Source organism: Pseudomonas sp. ARP3 (assembly GCF_001029595.1).
Taxonomy (GTDB): Bacteria; Pseudomonadota; Gammaproteobacteria; order Pseudomonadales; family Pseudomonadaceae; genus Aquipseudomonas; species Aquipseudomonas rhodesiae.
The window spans coordinates 312,154-336,950 of the sequence record NZ_LEKF01000001.1 but is presented as its reverse complement, the minus strand read 5'-3'; the positions used below and the strand labels follow the sequence as shown (position 1 = coordinate 336,950).

Annotated in this window: 24 protein-coding genes; 17 read left to right on the top strand and 7 right to left on the bottom strand. The window is 62.2% G+C overall.

Annotated elements, in window-relative coordinates:
• Positions 1 to 348: 348 nt before the first annotated feature.
• The 7 genes from puuE (at position 349) to ABX75_RS01490 (ending at position 7,332) form a co-directional block, all read left to right on the top strand.
• The gene (puuE, locus tag ABX75_RS01520) at positions 349 to 1,275 is read left to right on the top strand and encodes an allantoinase PuuE (RefSeq protein WP_034099379.1); all 927 of its coding nucleotides are present in this window, start codon (positions 349 to 351) and stop codon (positions 1,273 to 1,275) included.
• A complete protein-coding gene (gene uraD / locus ABX75_RS01515) occupies positions 1,272 to 1,787 on the top strand; it encodes a 2-oxo-4-hydroxy-4-carboxy-5-ureidoimidazoline decarboxylase (RefSeq protein WP_047881336.1) in 516 nt (171 codons plus the stop codon). Before puuE ends, uraD begins: the two co-directional genes overlap by 4 nt.
• A gap of 40 nt (positions 1,788 to 1,827) precedes the next feature.
• Positions 1,828 to 2,823: an allantoicase gene (alc, locus tag ABX75_RS01510; RefSeq protein WP_034138801.1), complete on the top strand. Its 996-nt coding sequence runs from the start codon at positions 1,828 to 1,830 to the stop codon at positions 2,821 to 2,823.
• Between the two features lie 120 nt (positions 2,824 to 2,943).
• Positions 2,944 to 3,447, top strand: coding sequence for an ureidoglycolate lyase (locus tag ABX75_RS01505; RefSeq protein ID WP_034099384.1), 504 nt, complete (start codon positions 2,944 to 2,946; stop codon positions 3,445 to 3,447).
• A gap of 51 nt (positions 3,448 to 3,498) precedes the next feature.
• Positions 3,499 to 4,788: a urate hydroxylase PuuD gene (locus tag ABX75_RS01500; RefSeq protein ID WP_040268981.1), complete on the top strand. Its 1,290-nt coding sequence runs from the start codon at positions 3,499 to 3,501 to the stop codon at positions 4,786 to 4,788.
• Positions 4,789 to 4,966: 178 nt separating this feature from the next.
• Positions 4,967 to 6,313, top strand: coding sequence for a nucleobase:cation symporter-2 family protein (locus ABX75_RS01495; RefSeq protein WP_034099388.1), 1,347 nt, complete (start codon positions 4,967 to 4,969; stop codon positions 6,311 to 6,313).
• A 233-nt stretch (positions 6,314 to 6,546) separates the two neighbouring features.
• The gene (locus tag ABX75_RS01490) at positions 6,547 to 7,332 is read left to right on the top strand and encodes an outer membrane protein OmpK (protein ID WP_034114684.1); all 786 of its coding nucleotides are present in this window, start codon (positions 6,547 to 6,549) and stop codon (positions 7,330 to 7,332) included.
• A 57-nt stretch (positions 7,333 to 7,389) separates the two neighbouring features.
• Here ABX75_RS01490 and ABX75_RS01485 read toward each other — a convergent pair whose 3' ends face one another.
• Both ABX75_RS01485 and ABX75_RS01480 read right to left on the bottom strand, forming a co-directional pair.
• Positions 7,390 to 8,529 carry a patatin-like phospholipase family protein gene (locus ABX75_RS01485; protein ID WP_034114686.1) on the bottom strand — a complete coding sequence of 380 codons (1,140 nt, stop codon included), beginning with the start codon at positions 8,527 to 8,529 and terminating at the stop codon, positions 7,390 to 7,392.
• A gap of 28 nt (positions 8,530 to 8,557) precedes the next feature.
• On the bottom strand, positions 8,558 to 9,493 hold the full coding sequence (locus ABX75_RS01480) for a lipid A biosynthesis lauroyl acyltransferase (protein ID WP_034114688.1): 936 nt from the start codon (positions 9,491 to 9,493) through the stop codon (positions 8,558 to 8,560).
• A 119-nt stretch (positions 9,494 to 9,612) separates the two neighbouring features.
• On the opposite strand from ABX75_RS01480, the gene minC reads away from it, so the two are divergent.
• The 7 genes from minC to ABX75_RS01450 all read left to right on the top strand — a co-directional run bounded on the left by minC (position 9,613) and on the right by ABX75_RS01450 (position 16,351).
• A complete protein-coding gene (gene minC, locus ABX75_RS01475) occupies positions 9,613 to 10,350 on the top strand; it encodes a septum site-determining protein MinC (protein WP_034099395.1) in 738 nt (245 codons plus the stop codon).
• 200 nt (positions 10,351 to 10,550) lie between these two features.
• Positions 10,551 to 11,363 carry a septum site-determining protein MinD gene (gene minD, locus ABX75_RS01470; RefSeq protein ID WP_034099397.1) on the top strand — a complete coding sequence of 271 codons (813 nt, stop codon included), beginning with the start codon at positions 10,551 to 10,553 and terminating at the stop codon, positions 11,361 to 11,363.
• A 3-nt stretch (positions 11,364 to 11,366) separates the two neighbouring features.
• Entirely contained in the window at positions 11,367 to 11,621 is a 255-nt protein-coding gene (gene minE, locus ABX75_RS01465) for a cell division topological specificity factor MinE (protein ID WP_003175252.1), read from the top strand.
• Between the two features lie 96 nt (positions 11,622 to 11,717).
• Entirely contained in the window at positions 11,718 to 12,353 is a 636-nt protein-coding gene (locus tag ABX75_RS01460) for an RluA family pseudouridine synthase (protein ID WP_034099399.1), read from the top strand.
• Between the two features lie 169 nt (positions 12,354 to 12,522).
• Entirely contained in the window at positions 12,523 to 13,812 is a 1,290-nt protein-coding gene (locus tag ABX75_RS01455) for a M18 family aminopeptidase (protein WP_034114690.1), read from the top strand.
• Positions 13,813 to 13,936: 124 nt separating this feature from the next.
• The gene (locus ABX75_RS29315; RefSeq protein ID WP_016970148.1) at positions 13,937 to 14,113 is read left to right on the top strand and encodes a hypothetical protein; all 177 of its coding nucleotides are present in this window, start codon (positions 13,937 to 13,939) and stop codon (positions 14,111 to 14,113) included.
• Between the two features lie 72 nt (positions 14,114 to 14,185).
• Positions 14,186 to 16,351 carry a mechanosensitive ion channel family protein gene (locus ABX75_RS01450; RefSeq protein ID WP_047881335.1) on the top strand — a complete coding sequence of 722 codons (2,166 nt, stop codon included), beginning with the start codon at positions 14,186 to 14,188 and terminating at the stop codon, positions 16,349 to 16,351.
• 37 nt (positions 16,352 to 16,388) lie between these two features.
• Here the strand turns inward: ABX75_RS01450 and ABX75_RS01445 are convergent, their stop codons facing one another.
• From ABX75_RS01445 to ABX75_RS01425, 5 genes are all read right to left on the bottom strand, one after another.
• Positions 16,389 to 16,613: an MbtH family protein gene (locus tag ABX75_RS01445; RefSeq protein ID WP_034099405.1), complete on the bottom strand. Its 225-nt coding sequence runs from the start codon at positions 16,611 to 16,613 to the stop codon at positions 16,389 to 16,391.
• Between the two features lie 83 nt (positions 16,614 to 16,696).
• The gene (locus tag ABX75_RS01440; protein ID WP_034099407.1) at positions 16,697 to 18,091 is read right to left on the bottom strand and encodes an aspartate aminotransferase family protein; all 1,395 of its coding nucleotides are present in this window, start codon (positions 18,089 to 18,091) and stop codon (positions 16,697 to 16,699) included.
• 301 nt (positions 18,092 to 18,392) lie between these two features.
• Complete coding sequence (locus tag ABX75_RS01435) at positions 18,393 to 19,160, bottom strand: N-acetylmuramoyl-L-alanine amidase (protein WP_034099408.1); 768 nt, start codon at positions 19,158 to 19,160, stop codon at positions 18,393 to 18,395.
• 124 nt (positions 19,161 to 19,284) lie between these two features.
• On the bottom strand, positions 19,285 to 20,607 hold the full coding sequence (locus ABX75_RS01430; protein ID WP_047881334.1) for an ATP-binding protein: 1,323 nt from the start codon (positions 20,605 to 20,607) through the stop codon (positions 19,285 to 19,287).
• Entirely contained in the window at positions 20,604 to 21,284 is a 681-nt protein-coding gene (locus ABX75_RS01425) for a response regulator (protein ID WP_034099412.1), read from the bottom strand. The genes ABX75_RS01430 and ABX75_RS01425 overlap by 4 nt, the downstream gene beginning before the upstream one ends.
• 177 nt (positions 21,285 to 21,461) lie before the next feature.
• Here ABX75_RS01425 and dsbD point away from each other — a divergent pair, with 177 nt between their 5' ends.
• The 3 genes from dsbD to dsbG are packed head-to-tail and all read left to right on the top strand — an operon-like array spanning position 21,462 to position 24,777.
• On the top strand, positions 21,462 to 23,189 hold the full coding sequence (gene dsbD / locus ABX75_RS01420) for a protein-disulfide reductase DsbD (RefSeq protein ID WP_047881333.1): 1,728 nt from the start codon (positions 21,462 to 21,464) through the stop codon (positions 23,187 to 23,189).
• On the top strand, positions 23,189 to 24,040 hold the full coding sequence (locus ABX75_RS01415) for a TlpA disulfide reductase family protein (RefSeq protein ID WP_047881332.1): 852 nt from the start codon (positions 23,189 to 23,191) through the stop codon (positions 24,038 to 24,040). Before dsbD ends, ABX75_RS01415 begins: the two co-directional genes overlap by 1 nt.
• Positions 24,016 to 24,777, top strand: coding sequence for a thiol:disulfide interchange protein DsbG (dsbG, locus tag ABX75_RS01410; protein ID WP_034138809.1), 762 nt, complete (start codon positions 24,016 to 24,018; stop codon positions 24,775 to 24,777). Before ABX75_RS01415 ends, dsbG begins: the two co-directional genes overlap by 25 nt.
• Positions 24,778 to 24,797 lie beyond the last annotated feature (20 nt).

Here is a 24,797-nt window from a genome sequence, read left to right as displayed (position 1 = left end):
GGCCGCACCTTTTCAGGGCGAGAAAAAGACGGCGATGGCTGATTAAGACACTTTTGATAAAAATTGTACACAATAAAAACCACAAAATTTTCAGCACGCTCCGCAGCGCTTTTCGCGCTGGTGAATCCTCGGTAAACCTTGCGGTTAAAAGGACTGCTATACATTTACTGACCAACCGGGCAAGTTTCTTGCAGGGTTAAGCCGTGCAGATGGCTTGGAAAAAATGCGGAAATACAGGCTTACAAAGTGACCAGCAAGTTGTATACAATCAGTCCATCGCTGTGACGCCACCCAGTCTTTCCGCTGGCCGCCACGCACTTGTTACCACGCACAAGAAGGAAGACTGCAGTGAGCGCTGACTACCCACGCGACCTGATCGGTTACGGCAGTAACCCTCCTCACCCCCACTGGCCAGGCAAGGCGCGCATTGCCTTGTCGTTCGTACTCAACTACGAAGAAGGCGGTGAACGCAACATCTTGCACGGCGATAAAGAGTCGGAGGCGTTCCTTTCGGAAATGGTCTCGGCCCAGCCGCTGCAAGGCGAACGCAATATGAGCATGGAGTCGCTGTACGAATACGGCAGCCGTGCCGGCGTGTGGCGCATCCTTAAGTTGTTCAAAGCATTCGATATCCCGCTGACCATCTTCGCCGTAGCCATGGCCGCCCAGCGTCACCCGGACGTGATCCGCGCCATGGTCGCCGCCGGCCACGAGATCTGCAGCCACGGTTACCGCTGGATCGACTACCAATACATGGACGAGGCCCAGGAACGCGAGCATATGCTCGAAGCCATCCGCATCCTCACCGAGCTGACCGGCGAACGCCCGCTGGGCTGGTACACCGGGCGCACCGGCCCCAACACGCGGCGGCTGGTGATGGAGGAAGGCGGGTTTCTCTACGACTGCGACACCTACGACGACGACCTGCCCTACTGGGAACCCAACACCCCCACCGGCAAGCCGCACCTGGTGATCCCCTACACCCTGGACACCAACGATATGCGCTTCACCCAGGTGCAGGGCTTCAACAAAGGCGATGACTTCTTCGAGTACCTCAAGGATGCGTTCGACGTGCTTTACGCCGAAGGCGCCGAGGCACCGAAAATGCTCTCCATCGGCCTGCATTGCCGCCTGATCGGTCGCCCGGCGCGCCTGGCCTCGCTCAAACGCTTTATCGAATACGCCAAAAGCCACGAACAGGTGTGGTTCACTCGCCGCGTCGACATCGCCCGTCACTGGCAAGCCACCCACCCGTACAAGGGAGCGGCGAAATGACTGCGTTCCAAACCCTGCAACCCTCGACCTTGAGCCGTGACGCCTTCGTCCGCGCCTTTGCCGATATCTATGAACATTCGCCATGGGTGGCCGAAAAGGCCTTCGACCTGGGCCAGGACGCGTCGATCGATCAGATCGAAACCCTGCACCAGCGCATGAGCGATATCCTGTTGAGCGCTGATCACGCCAGTCAACTGGCGCTGATCAACGCTCACCCGGACCTGGCCGGCAAAGCCGCCGTCCAGGGCCAACTGACCGAAGCCAGCACTAACGAACAGGCCGGCGCCGGTATTCACCAATGCACGGCCGAAGAGTTTTCTCGCTTCACCGAGCTGAACGAAGCCTACAAAGCCAAGTTCAAGTTTCCCTTCATCATGGCGGTAAAAGGCAGCAACCGGCATCAGATACTCGCCGCGTTCGAAACGCGCATTCACAACTCGGTGGACGCCGAGTTCAAGTGCGCGCTGGACGAGATCAACAAGATCGCGTTGTTCCGTTTATTGACCCTCTAAACACCATCCCCAGCCACTCTATCTAAGGCAGACAAGAAGAATGAAAGCGCAACCCGTACCGTTCGAAAAGTTCGTCAACCTGGCCGACGCCCGCTTGGGCACCAAGATCATCTCCGTGACCGATGACTGGTTCGCCGACGCCAACCGCCTGTTCCAGCCGACCCCGGCCGTGTGGAAGGAGGGCGTGTTCGATGACAACGGCAAGTGGATGGACGGCTGGGAGTCGCGCCGCAAGCGCTTCGAAGGCTACGACAGCGCGGTAATCCGCCTGGGCGTGCCGGGCTCGATCAAAGGCGTGGACATCGACACTTCATTCTTCACCGGCAACTACCCGCCGTCGGCCTCCCTGGAAGCCTGCTTCCTGGCCTCGGGCGAGCCGGACGAAAATACCCAGTGGACCGAAGTGCTGTCGGCCGTCGAGCTGCAGGGCAACAGCCACCACTACCATGAGATCAACAACGACCAGGCGTTCAGCCACCTGCGTTTCAACATCTACCCGGATGGCGGCGTGGCGCGTCTGCGTGTGTACGGCGTGCCGTTCCGGGATTGGTCGGCGGTGGGCGACAACGAACAGGTCGACCTGGCCGCGGCGCTCAACGGCGGCCGCGCCCTGGCATGCTCCGACGAACACTTCGGCCGCATGAGCAACATCCTCAACCCAGGCCGTGGCATCAACATGGGCGACGGCTGGGAAACCGCGCGTCGCCGCACGCCAGGCAATGACTGGGTGATCGTCGCCCTGGGCCATCCGGGCGAGATCGAGAAGATCATCGTCGACACCCTGCACTTCAAGGGCAACTACCCGGATACCTGCTCGATCCAAGGTGCTTTCGTAAAAGGCGGCACCGACAGCCAGATCGAAACCCAGTCGCTGTTCTGGCGCGAATTGCTGCCGGCGCAGAAGCTGGAAATGCACGCCGAACACACCTTCGTCGAGCAGATCAAGGCGCTGGGGCCGATTACCCATATCCGCCTGAACGTATTCCCGGACGGTGGTGTAAGCCGCCTGCGGGTGTTCGGCAAGGTCGCTAAATAAGCGGTGAACCCAATCGCGGGCAAGCCCGCTCCCACAGGGGAATGCATTCCAAATGTGGGAGCGGGCTTGCCCGCGATTGCAATAGACCAGACAACACAGAACTCGGATAAGAAGACAGCCATGCGCACACTAGTGATCGAACCCCTGACCAAAGAAGCCTTCGCCCCTTTCGGAGACGTTATCGAAACCGACGGCAGCGATCACTTCATGATCAACAACGGGTCGACCATGCGCTTTCACAAATTGGCCACGGTCGAAACCGCAAAGCCGGAAGACCACGCCATCATCAGCATCTTCCGCGCCGACGCGCAGGACATGCCGCTGACCGTGTGCATGCTGGAGAGACACCCGCTGGGCAGCCAGGCTTTCATTCCGCTGCTCGGCAACCCCTTTCTGATCGTGGTCGCGCCACTTGGCGATGTACCTGTATCGGGCTTGGTCCGCGCCTTCGTCACCAACGGCAGGCAGGGCATTAATTACCATCGCGGCGTCTGGCACCACCCGGTGCTGACGATCGAAAAGCGGGATGACTTCCTGGTGGTTGATCGCAGTGGCACAGGCAATAACTGCGATGAGCATTTTTTCCAAGAGGATGAGCGGTTGATCCTCGCCCCCCACCAATAAGAGAAGGTCTGATCACCCGACAACAAGGGTGACAGGCGAGAGGTAAAGACTGTGGAAGCACATCTGTTGGAATGGCTGAACCTGAGCGTGCGCTGGGTTCACATGATCACTGGCGTCGCCTGGATCGGCGCTTCGTTCTACTTCGTCTGGCTGGAAAACAACCTCAACCGCGTCAACCCAAAGGACGGCCTGGCCGGCGACTTGTGGGCGATCCACGGTGGCGGCATCTACCACCTGGAAAAATACAAACTGGCCCCGCCGACCATGCCGGACAACCTGCACTGGTTCAAATGGGAAGCCTATTTCACTTGGATGTCGGGCGTCGCGCTGCTGTGCGTGGTGTTCTACTCCAACCCGACCTTGTACCTGCTGGCGCCGGGCAGCAGCCTCAGTGGTCCGCAAGGCGTGTTGCTGGGCATCGGCTCGCTGTTCGTCGGCTGGTTCATCTACTCCTTCCTCTGCGACTCGGCCCTGGGCAAACGCCCTGCCCTGCTCGGTTTCATCCTGTTCGTACTGTTGATTGCCGCCGCGTATGGCTTCAGCCAAGTGTTCAGCGGGCGTGGTGCCTACCTGCACGTAGGTGCGGTGATCGGCACCATCATGGTGGGCAACGTGTTCCGCATCATCATGCCGGCGCAGCGCGCGCTGGTGGCGGCCATCGCCGAGAACCGTACACCTGACCCGGCGCTGCCGGCCAAGGGCCTGCTGCGCTCGCGTCATAACAACTATTTCACCTTGCCGGTGCTGTTCATCATGATCAGCAACCACTTCCCGAGCACCTACGGCAGCCATTACAACTGGCTGATCCTGGCCGGTATCGCGGTGGCGGCGGTGTTGGTGCGGCATTACTTCAACACCCGGCACAACAGCCAGAAGTACGCGTGGACCCTGCCGGTTGGCGCGCTGGCGATGATCTGCCTGGCTTATGTGACCGGCCCCAAGCCGGCCGAACCGATTGCCAAGGCGCCGGCGGCCATTGAGTACCAACCGTTGCCGGAAACCGCATTGGGCGGTGGCTTGAAACCTGCCGCGCCTGCGGCAACCGAACCCGCCGCTGCACCTGCACCGGCCCAGGCGACCATTGATTTCGACAAGGTCCACGGAGTGATCCAGGAACGCTGCGCCGTGTGCCATTCGGCCAAGCCCACCAGCCCGTTGTTCAGCACCGCGCCGGCCGGCGTGATGTTCGATACACCGGCGCAGATCCAGCAACAAGCAGCACGCATCCAGGCCCAGGCTGTGGCCAGCCAGATCATGCCGCTGGGCAACATCACTCAGATGACCCAGCAGGAGCGCGACCTGATCGGCACCTGGATCAACCAGGGGGCGCATACCAACTAACAGCCTGGTGCAACTCCAAAATGTGCGAGGGGGCTTGCCCCCGATAGCGGTATGTCATTCAAAACATCAGTGACTGAACCAACGCAATCGGGGGCAAGCCCCCTCCCACAGATGACTTGCAGTGGTTTAGAGATTGCGTTCCACACAATACAAAAATAAAAAAGATTCGAGGTGTTGCATGTCCCCGTTAGAACCGCAGACTCCTGCCGCGCCCGCCATGGTGCGGCTACCCCTCTTGCAACTGATTCTGGTCGGCCTGCAACACGTCTTGTTGATGTACGGCGGCGCCGTCGCCGTGCCTCTGATCATTGGCCAGGCCGCCGGCCTGAGCCGTGAAGAAATCGCCTTCCTGATCAACGCCGACCTGCTGGTGGCCGGCGTCGCCACTATGGTGCAGTCGTTCGGCATCGGCCCCCTGGGCATCCGCATGCCGGTGATGATGGGCGCCAGTTTCGCCGCCGTTGGCAGCATGGTCGCCATGGCCGGTATGCCCGGTATCGGTTTACAGGGGATCTTCGGCGCCACCATCGCCGCCGGGTTCTTCGGCATGCTGATCGCGCCGTTCATGTCCAAGGTCGTGCGCTTTTTCCCACCGCTGGTGACCGGCACCGTGATCACTGCCATCGGCCTGTCGCTGTTCCCCGTGGCCGTGAACTGGGCCGGTGGCGGCAGCGCGGCGGCCACCTTCGGCTCACCGATCTACCTGACGATTGCCGCTTTGGTGCTGGCCACCATCCTGCTGATCAACCGTTTTATGCGCGGTTTCTGGGTCAACATCTCGGTGCTGATCGGCATGGGCCTGGGGTACGCCCTGTGCGGCGTTCTCGGCATGGTCGACCTTAGCGGCCTGGCACTGGCGCCGTGGGTGCAGGTGGTGACGCCGCTGCATTTCGGCATGCCCACCTTCGAGTTGGCGCCGATTCTGTCGATGTGCCTGGTGGTGGTGATCATCTTCGTTGAGTCCACCGGGATGTTCCTGGCGCTGGGCAAGATCACCGACCGCGAGGTCACGCCCAAGATGCTGCGTCGTGGCCTGCTGTGCGACGCCGGCGCGTCGTTCGTGGCCGGGTTCTTCAACACCTTCACCCATTCCTCGTTCGCCCAGAACATCGGCCTGGTGCAGATGACCGGCGTGCGCTGCCGCTCGGTGACGATCATGGCCGGCGCGTTCCTGATCGTGCTCAGCCTGTTGCCCAAAGCCGCTTACCTGGTGGCCTCGATTCCGCCGGCGGTGCTGGGCGGCGCGGCGATTGCCATGTTCGGCATGGTGGCGGCCACCGGCATCAAGATTCTCCAGGAGGCCGACATCGCCGATCGCCGCAATCAGTTGCTGGTGGCGGTAAGCATCGGCATGGGCCTGATTCCCGTGGTGCGCCCGGAGTTCTTCGCCCAACTGCCGCTGTGGATGAGCCCGATCACCCACAGCGGCATCGCCATGGCCACCCTCAGCGCGTTGTCGCTGAATGTGTTGTTCAACATCCTCGGCGGTTCCGAGCGGGCGGTCGTCGAGCACGCGCACACCTGAGCGTGCCCCATCATCGCGCTGTACGCCCTGTAACAGCGCGCTTGAGCCCAGGCAGGGTTATCAGTATTCTCCGCGCCCGCTCGAATCGATTGCTCTTCAACGCGTTGGCGCGGCTCTTGCTAAACCCATAAAAGCTGACCGATCAGACGATATTCACAGCGAACCAAAGGCGCCACATCAGAGCGCCTGCATTAGAAGAAAAACCAAAAAAACTTTAACTCGGGAGCAACCGAATGAAACCTATGTTCAAAGGCCTGATGCTGGCGGGATCCCTGCTGGCCGGCGGCCAGGCCGTGGCCGGTGACTTGTTGCAGTGGCAGAACAACAGCCTGACCTACTTGTGGGGCAAGAACTTCACCGTTAACCCGCAGATCCAGCAAACGGTCACGTTCGAACATGCCGACGCCTGGAAGTACGGCGACAACTTCTTCTTCCTCGACCGCATCTTTTATAACGGCGAGGAAGACGGCAACGTCGGCCCGAACACCTACTACGGTGAGTTCAGCCCGCGCTTGTCGTTCGGTAAGATCCTCGACCAGGACTTGTCCTTCGGCCCGATCAAAGACGTGTTGCTGGCGATGACGTATGAGTTCGGCGAAGGCGACAACGAGTCATACCTGGTCGGCCCAGGCTTCGATTTGAACATCCCCGGTTTCGATTACTTCCAGTTGAACTTCTACCAGCGCCAGACCGAAGGCAATCGCCCCGGCGACGGCGTGTGGCAGATCACCCCGGTGTGGTCGTACACGATCCCGGTGGGCAACTCGAACATCCTGATCGATGGCTTTATGGACTGGGTGGTGGACAACGACAAGAACGCCCGCGGCACCTACCACGCCAACCTGCACTTCAACCCGCAAGTGAAATACGACCTGGGCAAGGCGATGAACTGGGGCGAGAAACAGCTGTACGTCGGTTTCGAATACGACTACTGGAAAAACAAGTACGGCATCGAAGATTCCGGCGCGTTCAAGACGACTCAGGACACGGCGAGCTTCCTGGTCAAGTACCACTTCTGACCGAACGCCCCAGGTCAGCGTGTGAGAGGGGCTTGCCCCCTCCCACCGTTAGATCGGCTACAGACCCAAGAATCGGGTGATCTCTTCACGCTTGGCCAGCGCATCTTTCCTGCCCAACTCGATCAATTCGCTGCAGTACCCCGCCTCGAACAACAAGTAGCTCAGCACCCCTGCCCCGCTGGTCTTGGTCGCACCCGGCCCGCGCAGGAACACACGCAACGCCGCCGGCATTTCCTGGCGATGTCGCGCGGCGATTTCGTCGATGGGCTGGCTGGGCGCGATGACCAGCACTTCCACCGGCGCCAGGCCGCGCGCCGCGCTGTCGGCCGGCTGCAAATGGCTGAACTGATTGAGGCGTTCCAGCAATTCGATATCGCTTTCCAGGCTGTCGATAAAGGTGCTGTTGAGCATATGCCCACCGATCTGGGCCAGGGTCGGTTGCTGCCCGGTAAAGGCGCGCTGCACCGCCGGTTCGTTGCCTCGCGGGTTGCCGCTGACGCCCACCACCAGCACGCGGTTGGCGCCCAGGTGCAGGGCCGGGCTGATGGGGGCCGATTGACGCACGGCACCGTCGCCGAAATATTCCTGGTCGAGTTTCACCGGTGCAAACAGCAGCGGAATCGCCGAGCTAGCCAGCAAGTGCTCTACCGTCAGCTGGGTCGGTACGCCAATGCGACGGTGGCGCAGCCAGGCGTCGATGGCGCGCCCGCCCTGATAGAACGTCACGGCTTGCCCGGACTCATAGCCGAACGCCGTGATCGCCACTGCATGCAGGTGGTTTTGCCGGATAGCCTCATCGATGCCTTGCAGGTGCAGTTTGTCTTGCAACAAATCGCGCAGCGGCGAGCTGTTGAGCAGCGCCACCGGCACCCGGCGGCCCAGGCCCAACAGGCTGTGGATCAGGAAGCGAGCGGCCTGGCGCACCACGCCGGGCCAGTCGCTGCGCAGCACCAAGTGGCTGCGAAAGCCCTGCCAGAAGGCGGTCAGGCGCTCGATGGACGCGCGAAAATCCATGGCGCCGCTGGCCAGGCTCACCGCATTGATCGCCCCGGCCGAGGTGCCGACGATCACCGGAAACGGGTTGGGCGCCCCTGGCGGCAGCAGCTCGGCAATCGCCGCCAACACCCCTACCTGATACGCCGCTCGCGCCCCGCCGCCGGAAAGAATCAAACCTGTAACCGGTTCAGCTGGGCGCATCGCATCACTCCATGGGGGAAGGTCGTTCTTATCGACGGCGTTTTTCGTACAGCTTGGGTTCACCCGGTGGCCGGCTCTTGAAGCGGCGGTGGGTCCACAGGTATTGCTCCGGGCATTCGCGCACGGAGGCTTCGACCCACTGGTTGATGCGCAGGCAGTCCACCTCGTCGCTTTCGCCGGGGAAGTCGGTCAGCGGCGGGTGGATCACCAGGCGATAGCCACTACCATCGGCCAGACGCTCCTGAGTGAACGGCACCACCAGCGCCTTGCCCAAGCGAGCGAACTTGCTGGTGGCGGTCACGGTGGCGGCCTGGATGCCGAACAGCGGCACGAAAATACTTTGCTTGGCGCCGTAGTCCTGATCCGGTGCGTACCAGATGGCACGGCCGGCGCGCAGCAGCTTGAGCATGCCGCGCACGTCTTCGCGCTCCACGGCCAGGGAATCGAGGTTATGGCGCTCGCGGCCACGGCGTTGGATATAGTCGAACAACGGGTTGCCGTGCTCGCGGTACATGCCGTCGATGGTGTGCTTCTGGCCGAGCAATGCCGCGCCGATTTCCAGAGTGGTGAAGTGCAGGGCCATCAGGATCACGCCCTTGCCATCCAACTGTGCCTGCTTGAGATGCTCCAGGCCTTCAACATGGGCCAGACGCGCCAGGCGCTGACGCGACCACCACCAGCTCATGGCCATTTCAAAAAAGGCGATGCCGGTGGAGGCGAAGTTTTCCTTGAGCAGGCGCTTGCGTTCCTTGGCGGTTTTTTCCGGGAAGCACAGCTCCAGGTTGCGCGCGGCGATGCGGCGGCGTTCGCCGGCCACGCGGTACATGCCCGCGCCCAACAACCGACCGATGGTCAGCAGGGCGCGGTACGGCAATTGGGTCACCAGCCATAGGAGGCCGAGTCCCAGCCATAACAGCCAAAATCGCGGGTGAAAAAATACAGCTCGAAAACGCGGGCGATCCATTACAGATTCCGGTAAAGACAAGGGCCGCGCATTCTACAACGGTTCGACTCGGCTTGCGGCCAGTGAGTGTTCTCGTTATAAGTCTCGACACTTTTCGTGACAAGCCGCTTTTGCCGACCATGAGCCAAACCGAACCGCTAGACCAAGATCCCGTGTTCCAGTTGAAAGGCAGCATGCTCGCCATCACCGTGCTGGAACTGGCGCGCAATGACCTCGATGCCCTGGACCGCCAATTGGCCGCCAAGGTCGCCCTGGCCCCGAACTTCTTCAACAACGCCCCGCTGGTGCTGGCTCTGGACAAACTGCCCGCCGGCCAGGGCGCCATCGACCTGCCTGGTCTGATGCGCGTGTGCCGCTCCCATGGCCTGCGCACCCTGGCCATCCGCGCCAGCCGCATCGAAGACATTGCCGCCGCCATCGCCATTGAACTGCCAGTACTGCCGCCGTCCGGCGCGCGCGAACGTCCGTTGGATCCGACGGAAGGCGACGTAAAGAAAAAACCGGAAAAACCGCCCGAGCCGACGATAAAGCCTACAAAGATCATTACCACCCCCGTACGCGGCGGGCAGCAGATTTACGCCCAGGGCGGCGACCTGGTGGTGGTCTCTTCGGTCAGTCCCGGCGCGGAACTTCTGGCCGATGGCAACATCCATGTATACGGCCCGATGCGCGGACGCGCCCTCGCCGGTATCAAGGGTGACACCAAGGCCCGTATTTTTTGCCAGCAATTGACCGCTGAACTTGTGTCCATCGCCGGCCAGTACAAGGTTTCCGAGGATTTGCGCCGCGACCCGCTGTGGGGGGCCGCCGTTCAGGTCAACCTGTCGGGCGATGTGTTGAACATCATTCGGCTTTAACGGATACTGCCGCATTTTCCAAGCATCTCTAGACTCTGATAGCACAGCGAAACCGGCAAGACTTGTGTAGGAATAACTGAAAGCTGGCGTTTCCCCGCGGAAACCACAGCTTTTTCCTACAGTAGCTGTCCGCCTGCAGCGAGTTCCAAGAGATGTTTTTCAGGGGCTGAAAAGTCCTTTTTCCTTAGGGGTGAAACACCTTGGCCAAGATTCTCGTGGTTACATCCGGCAAGGGTGGTGTGGGTAAGACCACCACCAGCGCCGCTATCGGTACCGGTCTCGCACTGCGCGGCCACAAGACAGTCATCGTCGACTTCGACGTGGGTTTGCGTAACCTCGACCTGATCATGGGCTGCGAACGCCGCGTGGTGTACGACTTCGTCAACGTGGTCAACGGCGAAGCCAACTTGCAACAGGCCCTGATCAAGGACAAGCGCCTTGAGAACCTGTACGTACTGGCCGCCAGCCAGACCCGCGATAAAGACGCCCTGACCAAAGAAGGCGTAGGCAAAGTCCTTGCTGAGCTGAAGGAAACCTTCGAATACGTGGTCTGCGATTCCCCAGCGGGTATCGAGACTGGCGCGCACCTGGCCATGTACTTCGCCGACGAAGCCATCGTCGTGACCAACCCGGAAGTCTCCTCGGTACGTGACTCGGACCGCATGCTCGGCCTGCTGGCCAGCAAATCCAAGCGCGCCGAAGAAGGCCAGGACCCGATCAAGGAGCACTTGCTGCTCACCCGCTACAACCCTGAGCGCGTCAGCAACGGCGAAATGCTCGGCGTTGAAGACGTGAAGGAGATCCTGGCCGTGACCCTGCTGGGCGTCATTCCAGAATCCCAGGCGGTGCTCAAAGCCTCCAACCAGGGTGTTCCGGTGATTCTCGACGACCAGAGCGACGCCGGCCAGGCGTACAGCGATGCGGTCGATCGCCTGCTGGGCAAGTCCGTGGAACATCGCTTCCTCGATGTCAAGAAGAAGGGATTCTTCGAGCGTATCTTTGGAGGCAACTAAACAATGAAATTTCTCGACTTCTTTCGCGCCAACAAAAAGCCAAGCACCGCGTCGGTCGCGAAAGAGCGTCTACAGATCATCGTGGCGCACGAACGCGGCCAACGCAGCACCCCGGATTACCTGCCAGCCTTGCAGAAGGAACTGGTCGAAGTGATCCGCAAGTACGTCAATATCGGCAACGATGACGTGCATGTCGCCCTGGAAAATGACGGCAGCTGCTCGATTCTGGAACTCAATATCACCCTGCCCGATCGTTGATCGAACGGGCGGTCGCCACGGCGGCTGGGGCGTGCGGCTCCCTTTACGGGAAGCGGACGGCCCAGCCGCCGTTGGCGTTTGTTACGAGGCTGTTTAATGCCGTTGTCCAACATTCATATCCTCTACCAGGACGACGCGGTCCTGGTGGTGAACAAGCCGACCCTGCTGCTCTCGGTGCCTGGCCGCGCCGATGACAACAAGGACTGCCTGATCACGCGCCTGCAGGAAAACGGCTACCCCGAAGCACGCATCGTCCACCGGTTGGACTGGGAAACCTCGGGCATCATCCTGCTGGCCCGCGACGCTGATACTCACCGCGAGCTGTCCCGTCAATTTCACGACCGTGAAACCGAAAAGGCCTACACCGCCCTGGCCTGGGGCCAACCGGCACTGGACAGCGGCAGCATCGACCTGCCCTTGCGCTACGACCCACCCACCAAGCCCCGGCATGTGGTGGACCACGAATTCGGCAAGCATGCACTGACCTTCTGGAAGGTGCTGGAGCGCTGTGGCGATTGGTGTCGCGTTGAGCTGACGCCGATCACCGGGCGTTCGCACCAATTGCGTGTGCATATGCTATCCATCGGCCACCCTCTGTTGGGGGATGGCCTGTACGCCCACGAACAAGCCCTGGCTGCGTGGCCGCGCCTGTGCCTGCACGCGAGCATGCTCAGCTTTACCCATCCGCAAAGCGGCGAGCGCTTACGCTTCGAGTGCCCCGCACCCTTTTAAGTGGTCAACACAGGCAAATGGGGAGTGGGCTTGCCCCCGATGACGGCGTATCAGTGACAGCTCTACTGACTGACACACTGCAATCGGGGGCAAGCCGTCTCCCACATTTGTTATGTGCACTTGCCGCCATCGAACGGTAAACTCCGCGCATTGCTGTCTGGAGCTATTTATGCGCGAAGCGTTGAATCAAGGCCTGATCGACTTTCTCAAGGCCTCCCCTACTCCTTTTCATGCCACCGCCGCCCTGGCCCAGCGCCTGGAAGCGGCCGGTTACCAGCGTCTCGACGAGCGCGAAACCTGGGCCACCGAAGCAAACGGGCGCTACTACGTTACCCGTAACGACTCCTCGATCATCGCCTTCAAGCTCGGCCGCCAGTCGCCGCTGCAGGGCGGCATTCGCCTGGTCGGCGCCCATACCGACAGCCCGTGCCTGCGGGTCAAGCCGCAGCCGGAGTTGCAGCGCCAGGGCTTCTGGCAGTTGGGCGTGGAAGTCTACGGCGGTGCGTTGCTGGCGCCGTGGTTCGACCGCGACCTGTCCCTGGCCGGCCGCGTGACTTTCCGCCGCGACGGCAAGGTAGAAAGCCAATTGATCGACTTCAAGCTGCCGATCGCGATCATCCCCAACCTGGCCATTCACCTGAACCGTGAAGCCAACCAGGGCTGGGCGATCAATGCCCAGACCGAACTGCCGCCGATCCTGGCGCAGTTTGCCGGTGACGAGCGTGTGGATTTCCGCGCCGTACTCACCGACCAACTGGCCCGCGAGCATGGGCTCAATGCCGACGTGGTGCTCGACTACGAGTTGAGCTTCTACGACACCCAAAGCGCTGCGGTGATCGGCCTCAACGGCGACTTTATCGCCGGTGCGCGCCTGGACAACCTGCTGTCGTGCTACGCCGGCCTGCAAGCCTTGCTCACCAGCGACAGCGACGAAACCTGCGTGCTGGTATGCAACGACCATGAAGAAGTCGGTTCCTGCTCGGCCTGCGGCGCCGACGGCCCGATGCTGGAACAGACCCTGCGTCGCCTGTTGCCTGAAGGTGATGAATTCGTACGCACCATCCAGAAATCCCTGCTGGTGTCTGCGGACAACGCCCACGGCGTGCATCCGAATTACGCCGACAAGCACGACGCCAACCACGGCCCCAAGCTCAATGCCGGCCCGGTGATCAAGGTCAACAGCAACCAGCGCTACGCCACCAACAGCGAAACCGCCGGGTTCTTCCGCCATCTGTGCATGGCCCAGGAAGTACCGGTGCAGAGCTTCGTGGTGCGCAGCGACATGGGCTGCGGCTCGACCATCGGCCCGATTACCGCCAGCCACCTGGGTGTGCGCACCGTGGATATCGGTTTGCCGACATTTGCCATGCACTCGATCCGCGAACTGTGCGGCAGCCATGACTTGGCGCATTTGGTGAAGGTGCTGGGCGCGTTCTACGCCAGCCACGACCTGCCCTGATCAATGAGGGAGGGGGCAGCCCCTCCCTCATTGGGTTTTGCCTAAAGCTGATCTGCATCATCTGCACTTTCTGCAATCCGACCTAGACTGGTCGATATTCCCCGTCAGACAAGGCCGTCGTTCCATGATTTCCATGTCCTCGTTCCACGCCATGCTTATCCCTATCCTGATCGGCATGATCATGCTGGCAGTGGGTTTCAACTTTCGCGACAAGCCCCTGGGCGTGTTCGGCATGTGGGTCGGCATGCTGCTGATCCTCGGCACCGTGGTGTACAAAATCCTCGCCAAACTGGCTGAATAAGAATTGCACTCGCATCTGGCATAGCGCCCTCGTACACTCGGTCAATTCGTCGTCTCCAAGGTTGACCGCCTCGTGCTTTCCCGTCTGTTTGCCCTGCCCTGTTCCCTGTTGCTTGCCCTGCTTATCCTGCTGCCGACCGCGCCTGCCTACGCAGCGGGCCTGCCGGGGCTGCTCAACGGCGGCAGTAAAGCCCAACCCCAGGCCGAAGTACCGCTGGGGCAGTCGTTGGACGAGGTGATCAAAACCCTGGAGAACGACCAGCAGCGCACTCAACTGCTCAGTGACCTGAAGAAACTGCGCGCCGCCACGCAAAAGGCTCAGCCGGCCGCCGAGCAAGGCGTACTCGGCTTGATCGGCAGCACCTTGTCAGGCCTGGAACAGCAATTTTCCGGCAGCGACAGCCCACTGGGGCGTTGGTCCGATGAAGTCGATCAGGCCAAAGACGAACTTGAAGCCCTGATGCTGCCGGCCAGCGAATGGCTACCGATTATTTTCGGCTTTGCCTTGATTCTGGCGGTGTGGAGCCTGCTCGCTGCCGCGCTGATCTGGCTCAGTCACCGCGTGCGCGAGCGCTTCGGCCTGCCCGAAGAATTGCCGCAGCACCCACGCACCTGGGACATGCTGCGCTTTGCCCTGCGCAAACTCGGGCCGTGGCTGATAGCGCTGGTGATCACCGTGTACCTGAGCTACGCCCTGCCCTCGTCCCTGGGCAAATCCCTGGCGATGGTGCTGGCCTATGCGCTGGTGGTGGGCACCTGTTTTTCCGCAATCTGTGTGATTGCGTTCTCCCTGCTCGACGGCCCGCATCGCCATCGTGCGCTGTACATCCTGCGCCATCAGGCCTTTCGTCCGTTGTGGCTGATCGGCAGTTTCGCCGCCTTCGGCGAAGCCCTGAGCGACCCGCGTCTAATGCAATCCCTAGGGCAGCACTTGGCACACACCGCCGCGACCGTGGCCAATGTGATGGCGGCGTTGTCCACCGGGGTGTTTATCCTGCGTTTTCGTCGGCCGATCGCGCATCTGATCCGCAACCAGCCACTGTCGCGCCGCCTCACACGGCGCACCCTCAGCGACACGCTGTCGATCATCGGCACGTTCTGGTACTTGCCGGCGCTGTTGCTGGTGGGCATCTCGCTGTTCGCCACGTTTCTGTCGGCCGGCGACACCAGCACCGCCCTGCGCCAGTCGCTGCTGTGCACGGTGCTGCTGGTGTTGTGCATGGTGATCAACGGCCTGGTACGCCGCCATTCGCTCAAGCCCCAGCGCGGGCACAAGCGCCATGCGCTGTATTCCGAGCGCCTGAAGAGTTTTTTCTACACCCTCGCCCACTTGCTGGTATGGCTGGCGTTTATCGAACTGGGTCTGCGGGTCTGGGGCCTGTCGTTGATTCGCTTTACCGAAGGCGACGGCCATGAAATCAGCGTCAAGCTGTTCGGCCTGGGCGGCACGCTGCTGTTTGCCTGGCTGATCTGGATTCTCAGCGACACCGCGATCCACCACGCCTTGACCCGCTCGCGCAAAGGCCTGGCCAACGCCCGCGCGCAGACCATGATGCCGTTGATCCGCAACGTGCTATTCGTGACCATTTTCATCATCGCCGCCATCGTCGCCCTGGCGAATATGGGCATGAACGTCACGCCGCTGCTGGCCGGTGCCGGTGTGATCGGCCTGGCCATCGGCTTCGGTGCGCAATCACTGGTGGCGGACCTGATCACCGGCCTGTTCATCATCATCGAGGACTCCCTGGCCATTGACGACTACGTAGACGTCGGCGGCCACCTGGGCACGGTCGAGGGCCTGACCATCCGCACCGTGCGCCTGCGCGACATCGACGGCATCGTGCACACCATTCCGTTCAGCGAAATCAAGAGCATCAAGAACTACTCGCGGGAGTTCGGCTACGCGATCTTCCGCGTGGCGATCCCTTACAACATGGACATCGACGACGCGATCAAGCTGATCCGCGACGTGGGCCAGAAAATCCGCAACGACCCGATGCAGCGTCGCAATATCTGGTCGCCGCTGGAGATTCAGGGGGTGGAGAGCTTCGAGTCCGGCAGCGCAATCCTGCGCGCCCGGTTCAAGACCGCGCCGATCAAACAGTGGGAAGTGTCGCGGGCGTTCAACCTGTCGCTCAAGCGTCAACTGGATGAAGCTGGCCTGGACCTGGCCACGCCGCGCTTGAGCGTGCAGGTGGTGACGGCGGCGTCAGGGCAGGAAAAAGACAAGAGCGTCTAACTCCCGATCCCATGGCGGGATCGGGAGGCGAGAGAGGTCAACCGGCCAGTGCCGCGCCATCCATCTTCTGGCGCAGGCTCAACGGGCGCATGTCGGTCCAGACTTCTTCGATGTAGGCCAGGCATTCTTTCTTGAAACCGCTCTTGCCCACGGTACGCCAGCCGTCCGGCACGGCCTTGTAATCGGGCCAGATGGAATACTGTTCTTCATGGTTGACCACTACCTGAAACAGGATGTCGTCGCGGTCAAATACTGAGGTCATTGCTGTTCTCCATCGTTCAAAGGCTGGGCTGCGCACCACGCGCAGCATCGATATCTGTAGAAACGTAGCGGGCGCGCAAAAAATTAGAGACTGGCGACGGCTGCCGCCAGGGCGCGACCGAAAATATCGGCTACCTGGTCGATTTCGCCGGCGGTGATTACCAGCGGCGGCAAGAAGCGCACCACGCTGGCGTGGCGACCGCCCAGTTCCAGGATCAAGCCACGCTTGAGGCATTCGCGCTGCACCAACGGCGCCAACTGGCGATGCACCGGGGGGTGGCCCTGGCTGTCGAGCGCGCCGTGGGGGTCTACCAGCTCAACGCCGAGCATCAACCCACGCCCACGGATATCCCCCAGGTGTGGGTAGTCGCGCTGCAACAGGCGCAGGTGTTCACCCAGGCGCTCGCCCATCGCCGCTGCGTGACCCGGCAAATCGTGGGCCTTGAGGTAGCGCATTACCGCCGAGCCCGCCGCCATTGCCATCTGGTTGCCACGAAACGTGCCGGCATGGGCGCCCGGCAGCCAGGTGTCGAGCCAGTCGCGGTACACCACCACCGCCAACGGCAGGCTGCCGCCGATGGCCTTGGATAGCACCACCACGTCCGGGATGATGCCGGCGTGTTCAAACGCAAACATCTTGCCGGTGCGACCGAAGCCGCTCTGGATCTCATCGACGATCAATGCCACGCCCGCCTGTTGGGTGATACGCCGCAGGCCTCGCAGCCAATCGAGGTCGGCCGGAATCACGCCGCCCTCGCCTTGCACCACTTCCACAATCACCGCCGCCGGCAGCAGCACGCCGGCTTCGGGATCGTTGAGCAGGTTTTCCAGGTAATGCAGGTTGACCCGCACGCCCTCCGCGCCGCCCAGGCCGAACGGGCAGCGGTAGTCATAGGGGAACGGCAGGAATTGCACGCCATTGCCGAGCAGGGCACCCAACGGTTTCTTCGGCCCCAGGCTGCCCATCAGGCTCAACGCGCCTTGGCTCATGCCGTGGTAACCGCCCTGGAACGACAACACCGTGCTGCGCCCAGTGGCGGTGCGCACCAGTTTCAGCGCGGCTTCCACCGCATCGGTGCCGGTGGGGCCGCAGAACTGGATCTTGGCTTCCTGCGCCAGCTCAGCCGGCAGCAGGCCGAACAAGTCCTGCACAAACTGATCCTTGACCGGCGTGGTCAGGTCGAGGGTGTGTAGCGGCAGTTCATCGCTCAGCACCTGCTGGATGGCGTCGATCACCACGGGGTGGTTATGCCCCAGCGCCAGCGTACCGGCGCCGGCCAGGCAATCGATAAAGCGTCGGCCCTCCACGTCCTCCACGTAAATGCCCTTGGCCCGCTTCAGCGCCAGGGGGATACGCCGCGGATAACTGCGCGCATTGGACTCTTGCTGACGCTGACGGGCCAGCAGCGGGGTTTCGTCGAACTGATAAAGCGTTTCATGCACTTGGGTATCTTCAATACGGCTGATAGCGACTGACATCTCTCGATCCCTCAATACGCGGATGATGGTGACCAAACTGCCGATCCGTTGGCGTCTGGCCCAAGGGCATGCGCACGGATTTCCTGTTCTGGAAACGCACCAGCGAGAAGAGGATTTAGGCGGCAGTGATGATTGCCCCTGATAGCGGGGAATCAATCGGCAACTCTATTGGCTGATCCAGTGCCATCGGGGGCAAGCCCCCTCCCACATTGGGATGACCTTTGTTTTCGAAATAGAGCAATGGGTCGGTTAAAGTGAAATCGGTCAAAACTGTGGGAGGGGGCTTGCCCTGCGCCGGGCTTCAGAGCCCGCGGTATTTTTCATTCAAGGCATACAGAATCGCGCAGGTCTCGGCATCCAGCACGCCACGGTAGTCCCGTGGCCGAAAGTGCATCTGAAACGCCCGTGTCCGCGATTCGAACGCCTGGCGGTTCTGCGCCGGCTTGTAGCCGTAGCGCTGGAACGCACGCTCCACCTCTACCTCAGGGGGTAAGCCGACGCAGAAGCGGCGTTGATACATGGCCCGGGTCGACTCGTCGAACCAGGCGCCCAGGCCCGCCTCGGACAAGCGCTGCCACGGCAGTCGCGGCCCTGGATCGCTTTTGCGCCAGTAGGCGACGTCGCTATGGCCGAGGATGTCCGTCGGTTCGATCTGCGGATAACGCCCCAGCACATCATGCAGCAGCGCAGTCAGCGCCTCGATCTGTGCTTCGGCAAACCCGGGAAAAACAAACACACCCGCCTCATCCCGCGCCAGGTTGACGATCTCGATGCCAATCGACCGTGCATTGAGGTTGTCGCGCCCACCCCATTGGCTGGCCCCGGCGTGCCAGGCGCACTGACGTTCGTCCACCAGGCGAAACACGCGCAGTTCCTCGTACCCGGCGGCGCGGTAGCCGGGGTCGTCGGGGTCGGGCAACAGGTAGTGGGCACTCACGGCAGCCTGGGTCAGGGTGCGCAGAGACGCGGCAAACGGCGCCGCGGTGTAATGCAGGATCACCTGCCGCACGGGCTCGCCGTTACGTTCGTTGCAGCCCGTGGCGGAAAAACTGGTGTCGATGACCAACATAAGAAGCATCCTTTTCAATTCAGGCCGAGTCTTTCGGCCCGTTCAAGCGCAAAAAAATTACCGCCATCCTGAAGCCTTCCACTTCAAGCGGGCGGTAACTATTTGGCACCGGAAAGAAAAGGGATCAGCGTCGCAGCGGCATGCCCAGCTCCACTCGCAGGCCATCGGGCTGGCTGTCGAAGTTCAGTGAGCAACCACAGCGCTGCACGATCGCCTGCACAATCGCCAGGCCCAGGCCACAGCCTTCGCTGCTGCCGTTGCGCCAGAAACGCTGGGTGAGGTATTGCAGGTCTTCGCTGGAGATCTGCTCGCCATGGTCACGCACGCGGAACACTACCTTGTCGGCTTCGTTGAACAGACTCAGTTCCACACGGGTGTGGGCCAGGGTGTGGCGCAGGGCGTTGTCCAGCAAGTTGCGCAGCGCGGCCACGGCCAGGCCCACCGGCATGTCCACCGGGGCGCCGCAGAGGTTGTCCGAGAGAATCAGGTCGATGCGCCCGTTGTCGCCGGCGCTAGCGTCCTGGATCGCCAACCGCGCGACCTCTTCGGCGCTGGACTGCAAGCCATCGTCAAACGACAGGCTGCCTTCCACCCGCGCCAGCAACAGCAATTGTTCCAGGGTGCGGTGCAGGCGGTCGGCGCCCTCCTCGGCATGGGCCAGGGACTGGTCGCGCGCGGCGCCGTCGGTCATGCGCGCCACTTGCAGGTGAGTCTTGATCGCCGTCAGCGGGCTGCGCAGTTCATGGGCCGCATCGCCGGTGAGGCGGCGTTCGCGCTCGATGGTCTTGGCGATGCGCTGCAACAGTTGGTTCTGGGTGTCGAGCAGCGGCTTGAGTTCGCTGGGCAGCGGGTGGATTTGCAGCGGTTCGAGGGAATCGGCGCTGCGCCGCATCAGCGCATCACGCATGCGGTTAAGCGGCAGCAGGCTCTGGCCGATGCCCAGCCACAGCAGGCACAGGCAGCCCAGCATCGCCACGCCCACCGGCACCGACGCCGCCAGCAGGATCGACAGGTTCAACGCCTCGCGCTCCACCTGACGGTCAGCGGTGGTGATCAGCAGGTCGCCACGGGACAAGGTAAAGCTGCGCCAACCCACGCCGTCGATAACCTGATCGCGAAAGCCGCTTTTGCGCGACTCCAGCCCTTCATCCGGGGTGGTGTGGCTGCGCGCGAGAATTTCCCCGCGCAAGGAACTGACCTGGCAGGCCATGCCGCCCGGCACATTGAGTTGTTCGGCACTGAAATGCGCACCGCCGCTGACGCTGGCCAGGCCCGGCATCTGCTCGGTCAGCCCGGCCACCATGCGCGCCGACGCCACCAGGCGCTGGTCGAGGGAAAACATCATCTGGTTGCGCAGGTCATTGAGCATCCAGGCTGCCGCCAGGGCCCAGATCAACACGAACGCGGCGCCCAACTTGAAGGTCAGGCGCAGGCGCAGGCTCTTCACGACGCATTCTCTCCCCCGTCCGCCGGCCCCAGTCGGTAGCCCAGGCCGCGCACGGTCTCGACGATGCCGTTGCCCAATTTGCGCCGCAGGTGGTGGATATGCACGTTGAGGGCGTTGCTTTCCAACTCGTCATTGAAGCCGTAGACGCTGTCCTTGAGCTGCTCGCTGGACAGCACACGACCCTTGTTGTGCAGCAACGCTTGCAGCAACGCCTGTTCCCGGCGCGACAGGTCTACCGGCTGACCGCCCAGGAAGGTTTCGCGGCTGCTGGGGTCGTAGGTCAGGCGGCCATGTTCGATCAGGTTGACGCTGCGCCCGGCCACCCGCCGCAGCAGGGTTTGCAGACGCGCGGCCAATTCGCGCAGGTCAAAGGGCTTGAGCAGGTAGTCGTCGGCCCCGGCCTGCAGGCCGTCGACGCGGTTGGTCACCGAATCCCGCGCGGTGAGGATCAGCACCGGAATCTCCAGGCCCTGGCTGCGCTGTTGCTGCAACAGCTTAAGGCCGTCTTCGTCGGGCAGGCCGAGGTCGAGCACCATGATGTCGAAGGTCGCGGCCTTGAGCATCGCGCGCGCGGCCGCTGCCGTGGCCACGCGCTCGACCGTAAAGCCTTGGGCGGTGAGGCCGGCCACGATGCCGCTGGCGATCAGTTCGTCGTCTTCGCAGACCAATACGTGCATGGAGAACCCTTCGTCAAAGATGGGGGAGATTAAAGAACCAACCGATTAAGAGCGGATTATGCCGTGAAAAGATGCACCCTCAGATATTCCCTACACTTTAGAATAGCGCCCGGTTAATCATCGGTTAATCAACGCCACACATTGTGTGCCTCACTTGTATCGAACTAAGGCTTGACCATGCGGCTTCTGTTGACCTTTCTACTGGTGATGTTCGCCGGGTTCGCCCAGGCCGCGCCGGGTAACCCCTTCGACACCAAACCCGAGTTCCTCCCGGTGGGCAAGGCCTTCACCTTTACTTCCGAGCGCCTTGAAAGTGGCGAGACCCAGTTGTATTGGCAGATTGCCGACGGCTACTACCTGTACCAGCAACGCATGAAGTTCGACGGCCTCGCCGAAAAGCCCGTGCTGCCCCAGGGCGAAGCCCATAGCGATGAATTCTTCGGCGAGCAGCAGGTGTATCGCCAGGGCCTGGAAGTCAAGCTGCCGGCGGGCACCACCGGCCAGGTCAAGCTGGGCTGGCAGGGCTGCGCCGACGCCGGCCTGTGCTACCCGCCGCAATCGATCACCGTGGACCTGGGCGGCAACCCGGCGGTAGCCGCCACTGCGCAGGCGCAGGATCAAAGCCTGGCCAGCGGCCTGCAACAACGCAGCCTGGGTTGGAGCCTGCTGGTGTTCTTTGGCCTGGGCCTGCTGCTGGCGTTCGCACCCTGCTCGTTGCCGATGCTGCCGATTCTCGCCGGCCTGGTGGTCGGCAGCGGCGCCAGCCCGCGTCGCGGCTTTGCCCTGGCCGGCAGCTATGTGGTGTGCATGGCGCTGGTGTATGCCGCGCTGGGCGTGCTGGCCGCCCTGCTCGGCGCCAACCTCGCGGCGCTGCTGCAAACTCCCTGGATCCTCGGCAGTTTCGCGGCATTGTTCGTGATCCTGGCCCTGCCGATGTTCGGCTTCTTCGAACTGCAACTGCCGGTGGCCCTGCGGGATCGTTTGGATAACGTCAGCCGCAACCAGAGCGGCGGTAGCCTGGTCGGCGCGGGCGTGCTCGGCGCATTGTCCGGCCTGCTGGTGGGGCCATGCATGACCGCGCCCCTGGCCGGCGCGCTGTTGTACATCGCCCAGAGCGGCAATGCGCTGCACGGTGGGTTGATCCTGTTCGCCATGGGCATCGGTATCGGCGTCCCGCTGTTGCTGTTGGTGACCGTGGGCAATCGCTTCCTGCCCAAGCCGGGCACCTGGATGAACGTGCTCAAGGGGGTATTCGGCTTCCTGTTCCTGGGCACTGCCGTGCTGATGATTCGCCCGGTGGTGGATGAAAGCCTGTGGCTCGCCCTGTGGGGCGCGCTGGCGATGGCCATGGCCTATTGCGGCTGGCGCCTGGCCCAGGATTTCGGGCGGGTGGCCATGCTGTTCGGCGCCGGTTCCGTGGTGCTGGGCCTGTGGGGCGCGCTGATGCTGGTGGGCGCCGCCGGTGGCAGCGACGAACCGTGGCAGCCGTTGAAGGTGTACAACGGCTCGATTAGCGCCGCCGCGCCCACGGCCCACGACGCCTTCCTGACCCTCAACGACCCAGCCGCGCTGCAAAGCCAACTCGACAGTGCCAAGGCCCAGGGCCAATGGGTGCTGGTGGATTACTACGCCGACTGGTGCGTGTCGTGCAAGATCATGGCTAAGCAGGTGTTCGGCCGCCCCGAAGTCCTCGCCGCCCTCAAAGATGTGCGCCTGTTGCGCCTGGACGTCACCGCCGACAACGCCGCCAGCCGCGAACTGCTGGGCCGCTACCAGGTGCCAGGGCCGCCGAGTTTCGTGTGGATCGGCCCGGACGGCCAGGAACGCCGCGCCCACCGCATTACCGGTGAAGTCGACGCGATGACCTTCCTGCAACGCTGGACCCAAGCCCGGGACGCCCTCTGATGCTGACCCTGACCATCGGCACCTTCGCCATCGCCCTGAATCACATCCTGCTGATCGGCGCGCTGATTCTCGCCACCCTGGTGGGTTGGCGCGTGGCCAAGCGTGGCGGTGAAAACCCGGAGTCGGTGCTGTTCAGCCTGTTTCTACTAGGCATGCTCACCGCGCGCATCAGTTTCGTGCTGATGTACTGGAGCTACTACCGCAACGACCCACTGCAAATGGTCGACCTGCGCGACGGCGGTTTCCTGGCTTGGCCGGGCGTGGTCGCACTGATCCTCGGCGCCCTGCTCTACGGTTGGCGCCGCCCGGCGCTGCGCAAGCCGCTGAGCGCCGGCGTCATCACCGGCCTGCTGTTCTGGGGCATGACCAGCCTCTCATTGAGCGTGTATGAAAAAGGCACGCGCCTGCCGGACATCACCTTGCGCAATGCCAATGGCGACGTAGTGCAACTGGTCGACTACCAGGGCGGGCCGCTGGTGATCAATCTGTGGGCCACCTGGTGCCCGCCGTGCCGGCGCGAAATGCCGGTGCTGGAAAGCGCCCAACGCATGCGCCCCGACGTGACCTTCCTGTTCGTCAACCAGGCCGAAAGCATGCAAAGCGTCAGTACCTTCCTAGCCACCCAGGGCCTGACCCTGGACAACGTCTTGTTCGACGCCAGTGGCCGCCTCGGCCAGGCCGTTGGCTCCATGGCCCTGCCGACCACGCTGTTCTATACACCCGACGGACGCTTGATCAACAGCCATTTGGGCGAGTTGTCCCAGGCCAGCCTGGCCCGTGCCATGGAGCCCTTCGACACCGTCCCCACCGCCACAAGGAAACCGACATGCCCCGCCTCCGCCACCTGCTGACCCTGCTGCCGCTGACGCTGGCGGCCTCCCTGGCCCAAGCCGAAGACTGGCCGGCGCCGATCAAGCAGATCGAAGCCAAGGGCGCCAAGATCATCGGCAAATTCGACGCCCCCAGCGGCCTCACCGGCTACGCCGCGCAATACCAGAACCGTGGCATGGCGCTGTATCTCACCGCCGATGGCAAACACGTAATCGCCGGCAGCCTCTACGACGCCCAGGGCAACGACCTGAGCAACGCGCCCTTGGAAAAACTGGTGTATGCGCCGATGGCCAAGGAAGTCTGGGCCAAGATGGAACACAGCAGCTGGATCCAGGACGGCGACGTTAAGGCACCGCGCATCGTCTACCTGTTCAGCGACCCCAACTGCCCTTACTGCAACATGTTCTGGGAACAGGCGCGACCTTGGGTCAAGGCCGGCAAGGTGCAACTGCGCCACATCATGGTCGGCATCATCCGCGAAGACAGCCCCGGCAAATCCGCTGCGCTGCTGGCCGCCAAGGACCCGCAAAAAGCCCTGGAAGAACACGAAGCCGCCGGCAAAGGCAGCAAGTTGCAGGCGCTGGCCAAGATCCCGGCGGATATCGAAGCCAAGCTCGATGCCAATATGAAGTTGATGGATGAACTGGAGTTGTCGGCGACGCCGGCGATTTTCTATCTGGATGACAAAGGCGGGTTGCAGCAACAGCAAGGTGCGCCGTCGCCGGATAAGTTGGTGAAGATACTTGGGCCAAAATAAACGCTGGCTGGACTGACGTT

What these genes read in the sequence shown, in the direction of transcription:
- ABX75_RS01495 (WP_034099388.1), top strand. Translation starts at nt 4,967, where the DNA reads ATGTCCCCGTTAGAACCGCAGACTCCTGCCGCGCCCGCCATGGTGCGG.
- ABX75_RS01425 (WP_034099412.1), bottom strand. Translation starts at nt 21,284, where the DNA reads ATGCACGTATTGGTCTGCGAAGACGACGAACTGATCGCCAGCGGCATC.
- ABX75_RS01435 (WP_034099408.1), bottom strand. Translation starts at nt 19,160, where the DNA reads ATGTTGGTCATCGACACCAGTTTTTCCGCCACGGGCTGCAACGAACGT.
- ABX75_RS01415 (WP_047881332.1), top strand. Translation starts at nt 23,189, where the DNA reads ATGCTGACCCTGACCATCGGCACCTTCGCCATCGCCCTGAATCACATC.
- ABX75_RS01490 (WP_034114684.1), top strand. Translation starts at nt 6,547, where the DNA reads ATGAAACCTATGTTCAAAGGCCTGATGCTGGCGGGATCCCTGCTGGCC.
- ABX75_RS01445 (WP_034099405.1), bottom strand. Translation starts at nt 16,613, where the DNA reads ATGACCTCAGTATTTGACCGCGACGACATCCTGTTTCAGGTAGTGGTC.
- ABX75_RS29315 (WP_016970148.1), top strand. Translation starts at nt 13,937, where the DNA reads ATGATTTCCATGTCCTCGTTCCACGCCATGCTTATCCCTATCCTGATC.
- ABX75_RS01505 (WP_034099384.1), top strand. Translation starts at nt 2,944, where the DNA reads ATGCGCACACTAGTGATCGAACCCCTGACCAAAGAAGCCTTCGCCCCT.
- dsbG (WP_034138809.1), top strand. Translation starts at nt 24,016, where the DNA reads ATGCCCCGCCTCCGCCACCTGCTGACCCTGCTGCCGCTGACGCTGGCG.
- dsbD (WP_047881333.1), top strand. Translation starts at nt 21,462, where the DNA reads ATGCGGCTTCTGTTGACCTTTCTACTGGTGATGTTCGCCGGGTTCGCC.
- ABX75_RS01480 (WP_034114688.1), bottom strand. Translation starts at nt 9,493, where the DNA reads ATGGATCGCCCGCGTTTTCGAGCTGTATTTTTTCACCCGCGATTTTGG.
- alc (WP_034138801.1), top strand. Translation starts at nt 1,828, where the DNA reads ATGAAAGCGCAACCCGTACCGTTCGAAAAGTTCGTCAACCTGGCCGAC.
- minC (WP_034099395.1), top strand. Translation starts at nt 9,613, where the DNA reads ATGAGCCAAACCGAACCGCTAGACCAAGATCCCGTGTTCCAGTTGAAA.
- ABX75_RS01455 (WP_034114690.1), top strand. Translation starts at nt 12,523, where the DNA reads ATGCGCGAAGCGTTGAATCAAGGCCTGATCGACTTTCTCAAGGCCTCC.
- ABX75_RS01440 (WP_034099407.1), bottom strand. Translation starts at nt 18,091, where the DNA reads ATGTCAGTCGCTATCAGCCGTATTGAAGATACCCAAGTGCATGAAACG.
- minE (WP_003175252.1), top strand. Translation starts at nt 11,367, where the DNA reads ATGAAATTTCTCGACTTCTTTCGCGCCAACAAAAAGCCAAGCACCGCG.
- uraD (WP_047881336.1), top strand. Translation starts at nt 1,272, where the DNA reads ATGACTGCGTTCCAAACCCTGCAACCCTCGACCTTGAGCCGTGACGCC.
- ABX75_RS01485 (WP_034114686.1), bottom strand. Translation starts at nt 8,529, where the DNA reads ATGCGCCCAGCTGAACCGGTTACAGGTTTGATTCTTTCCGGCGGCGGG.
- ABX75_RS01460 (WP_034099399.1), top strand. Translation starts at nt 11,718, where the DNA reads ATGCCGTTGTCCAACATTCATATCCTCTACCAGGACGACGCGGTCCTG.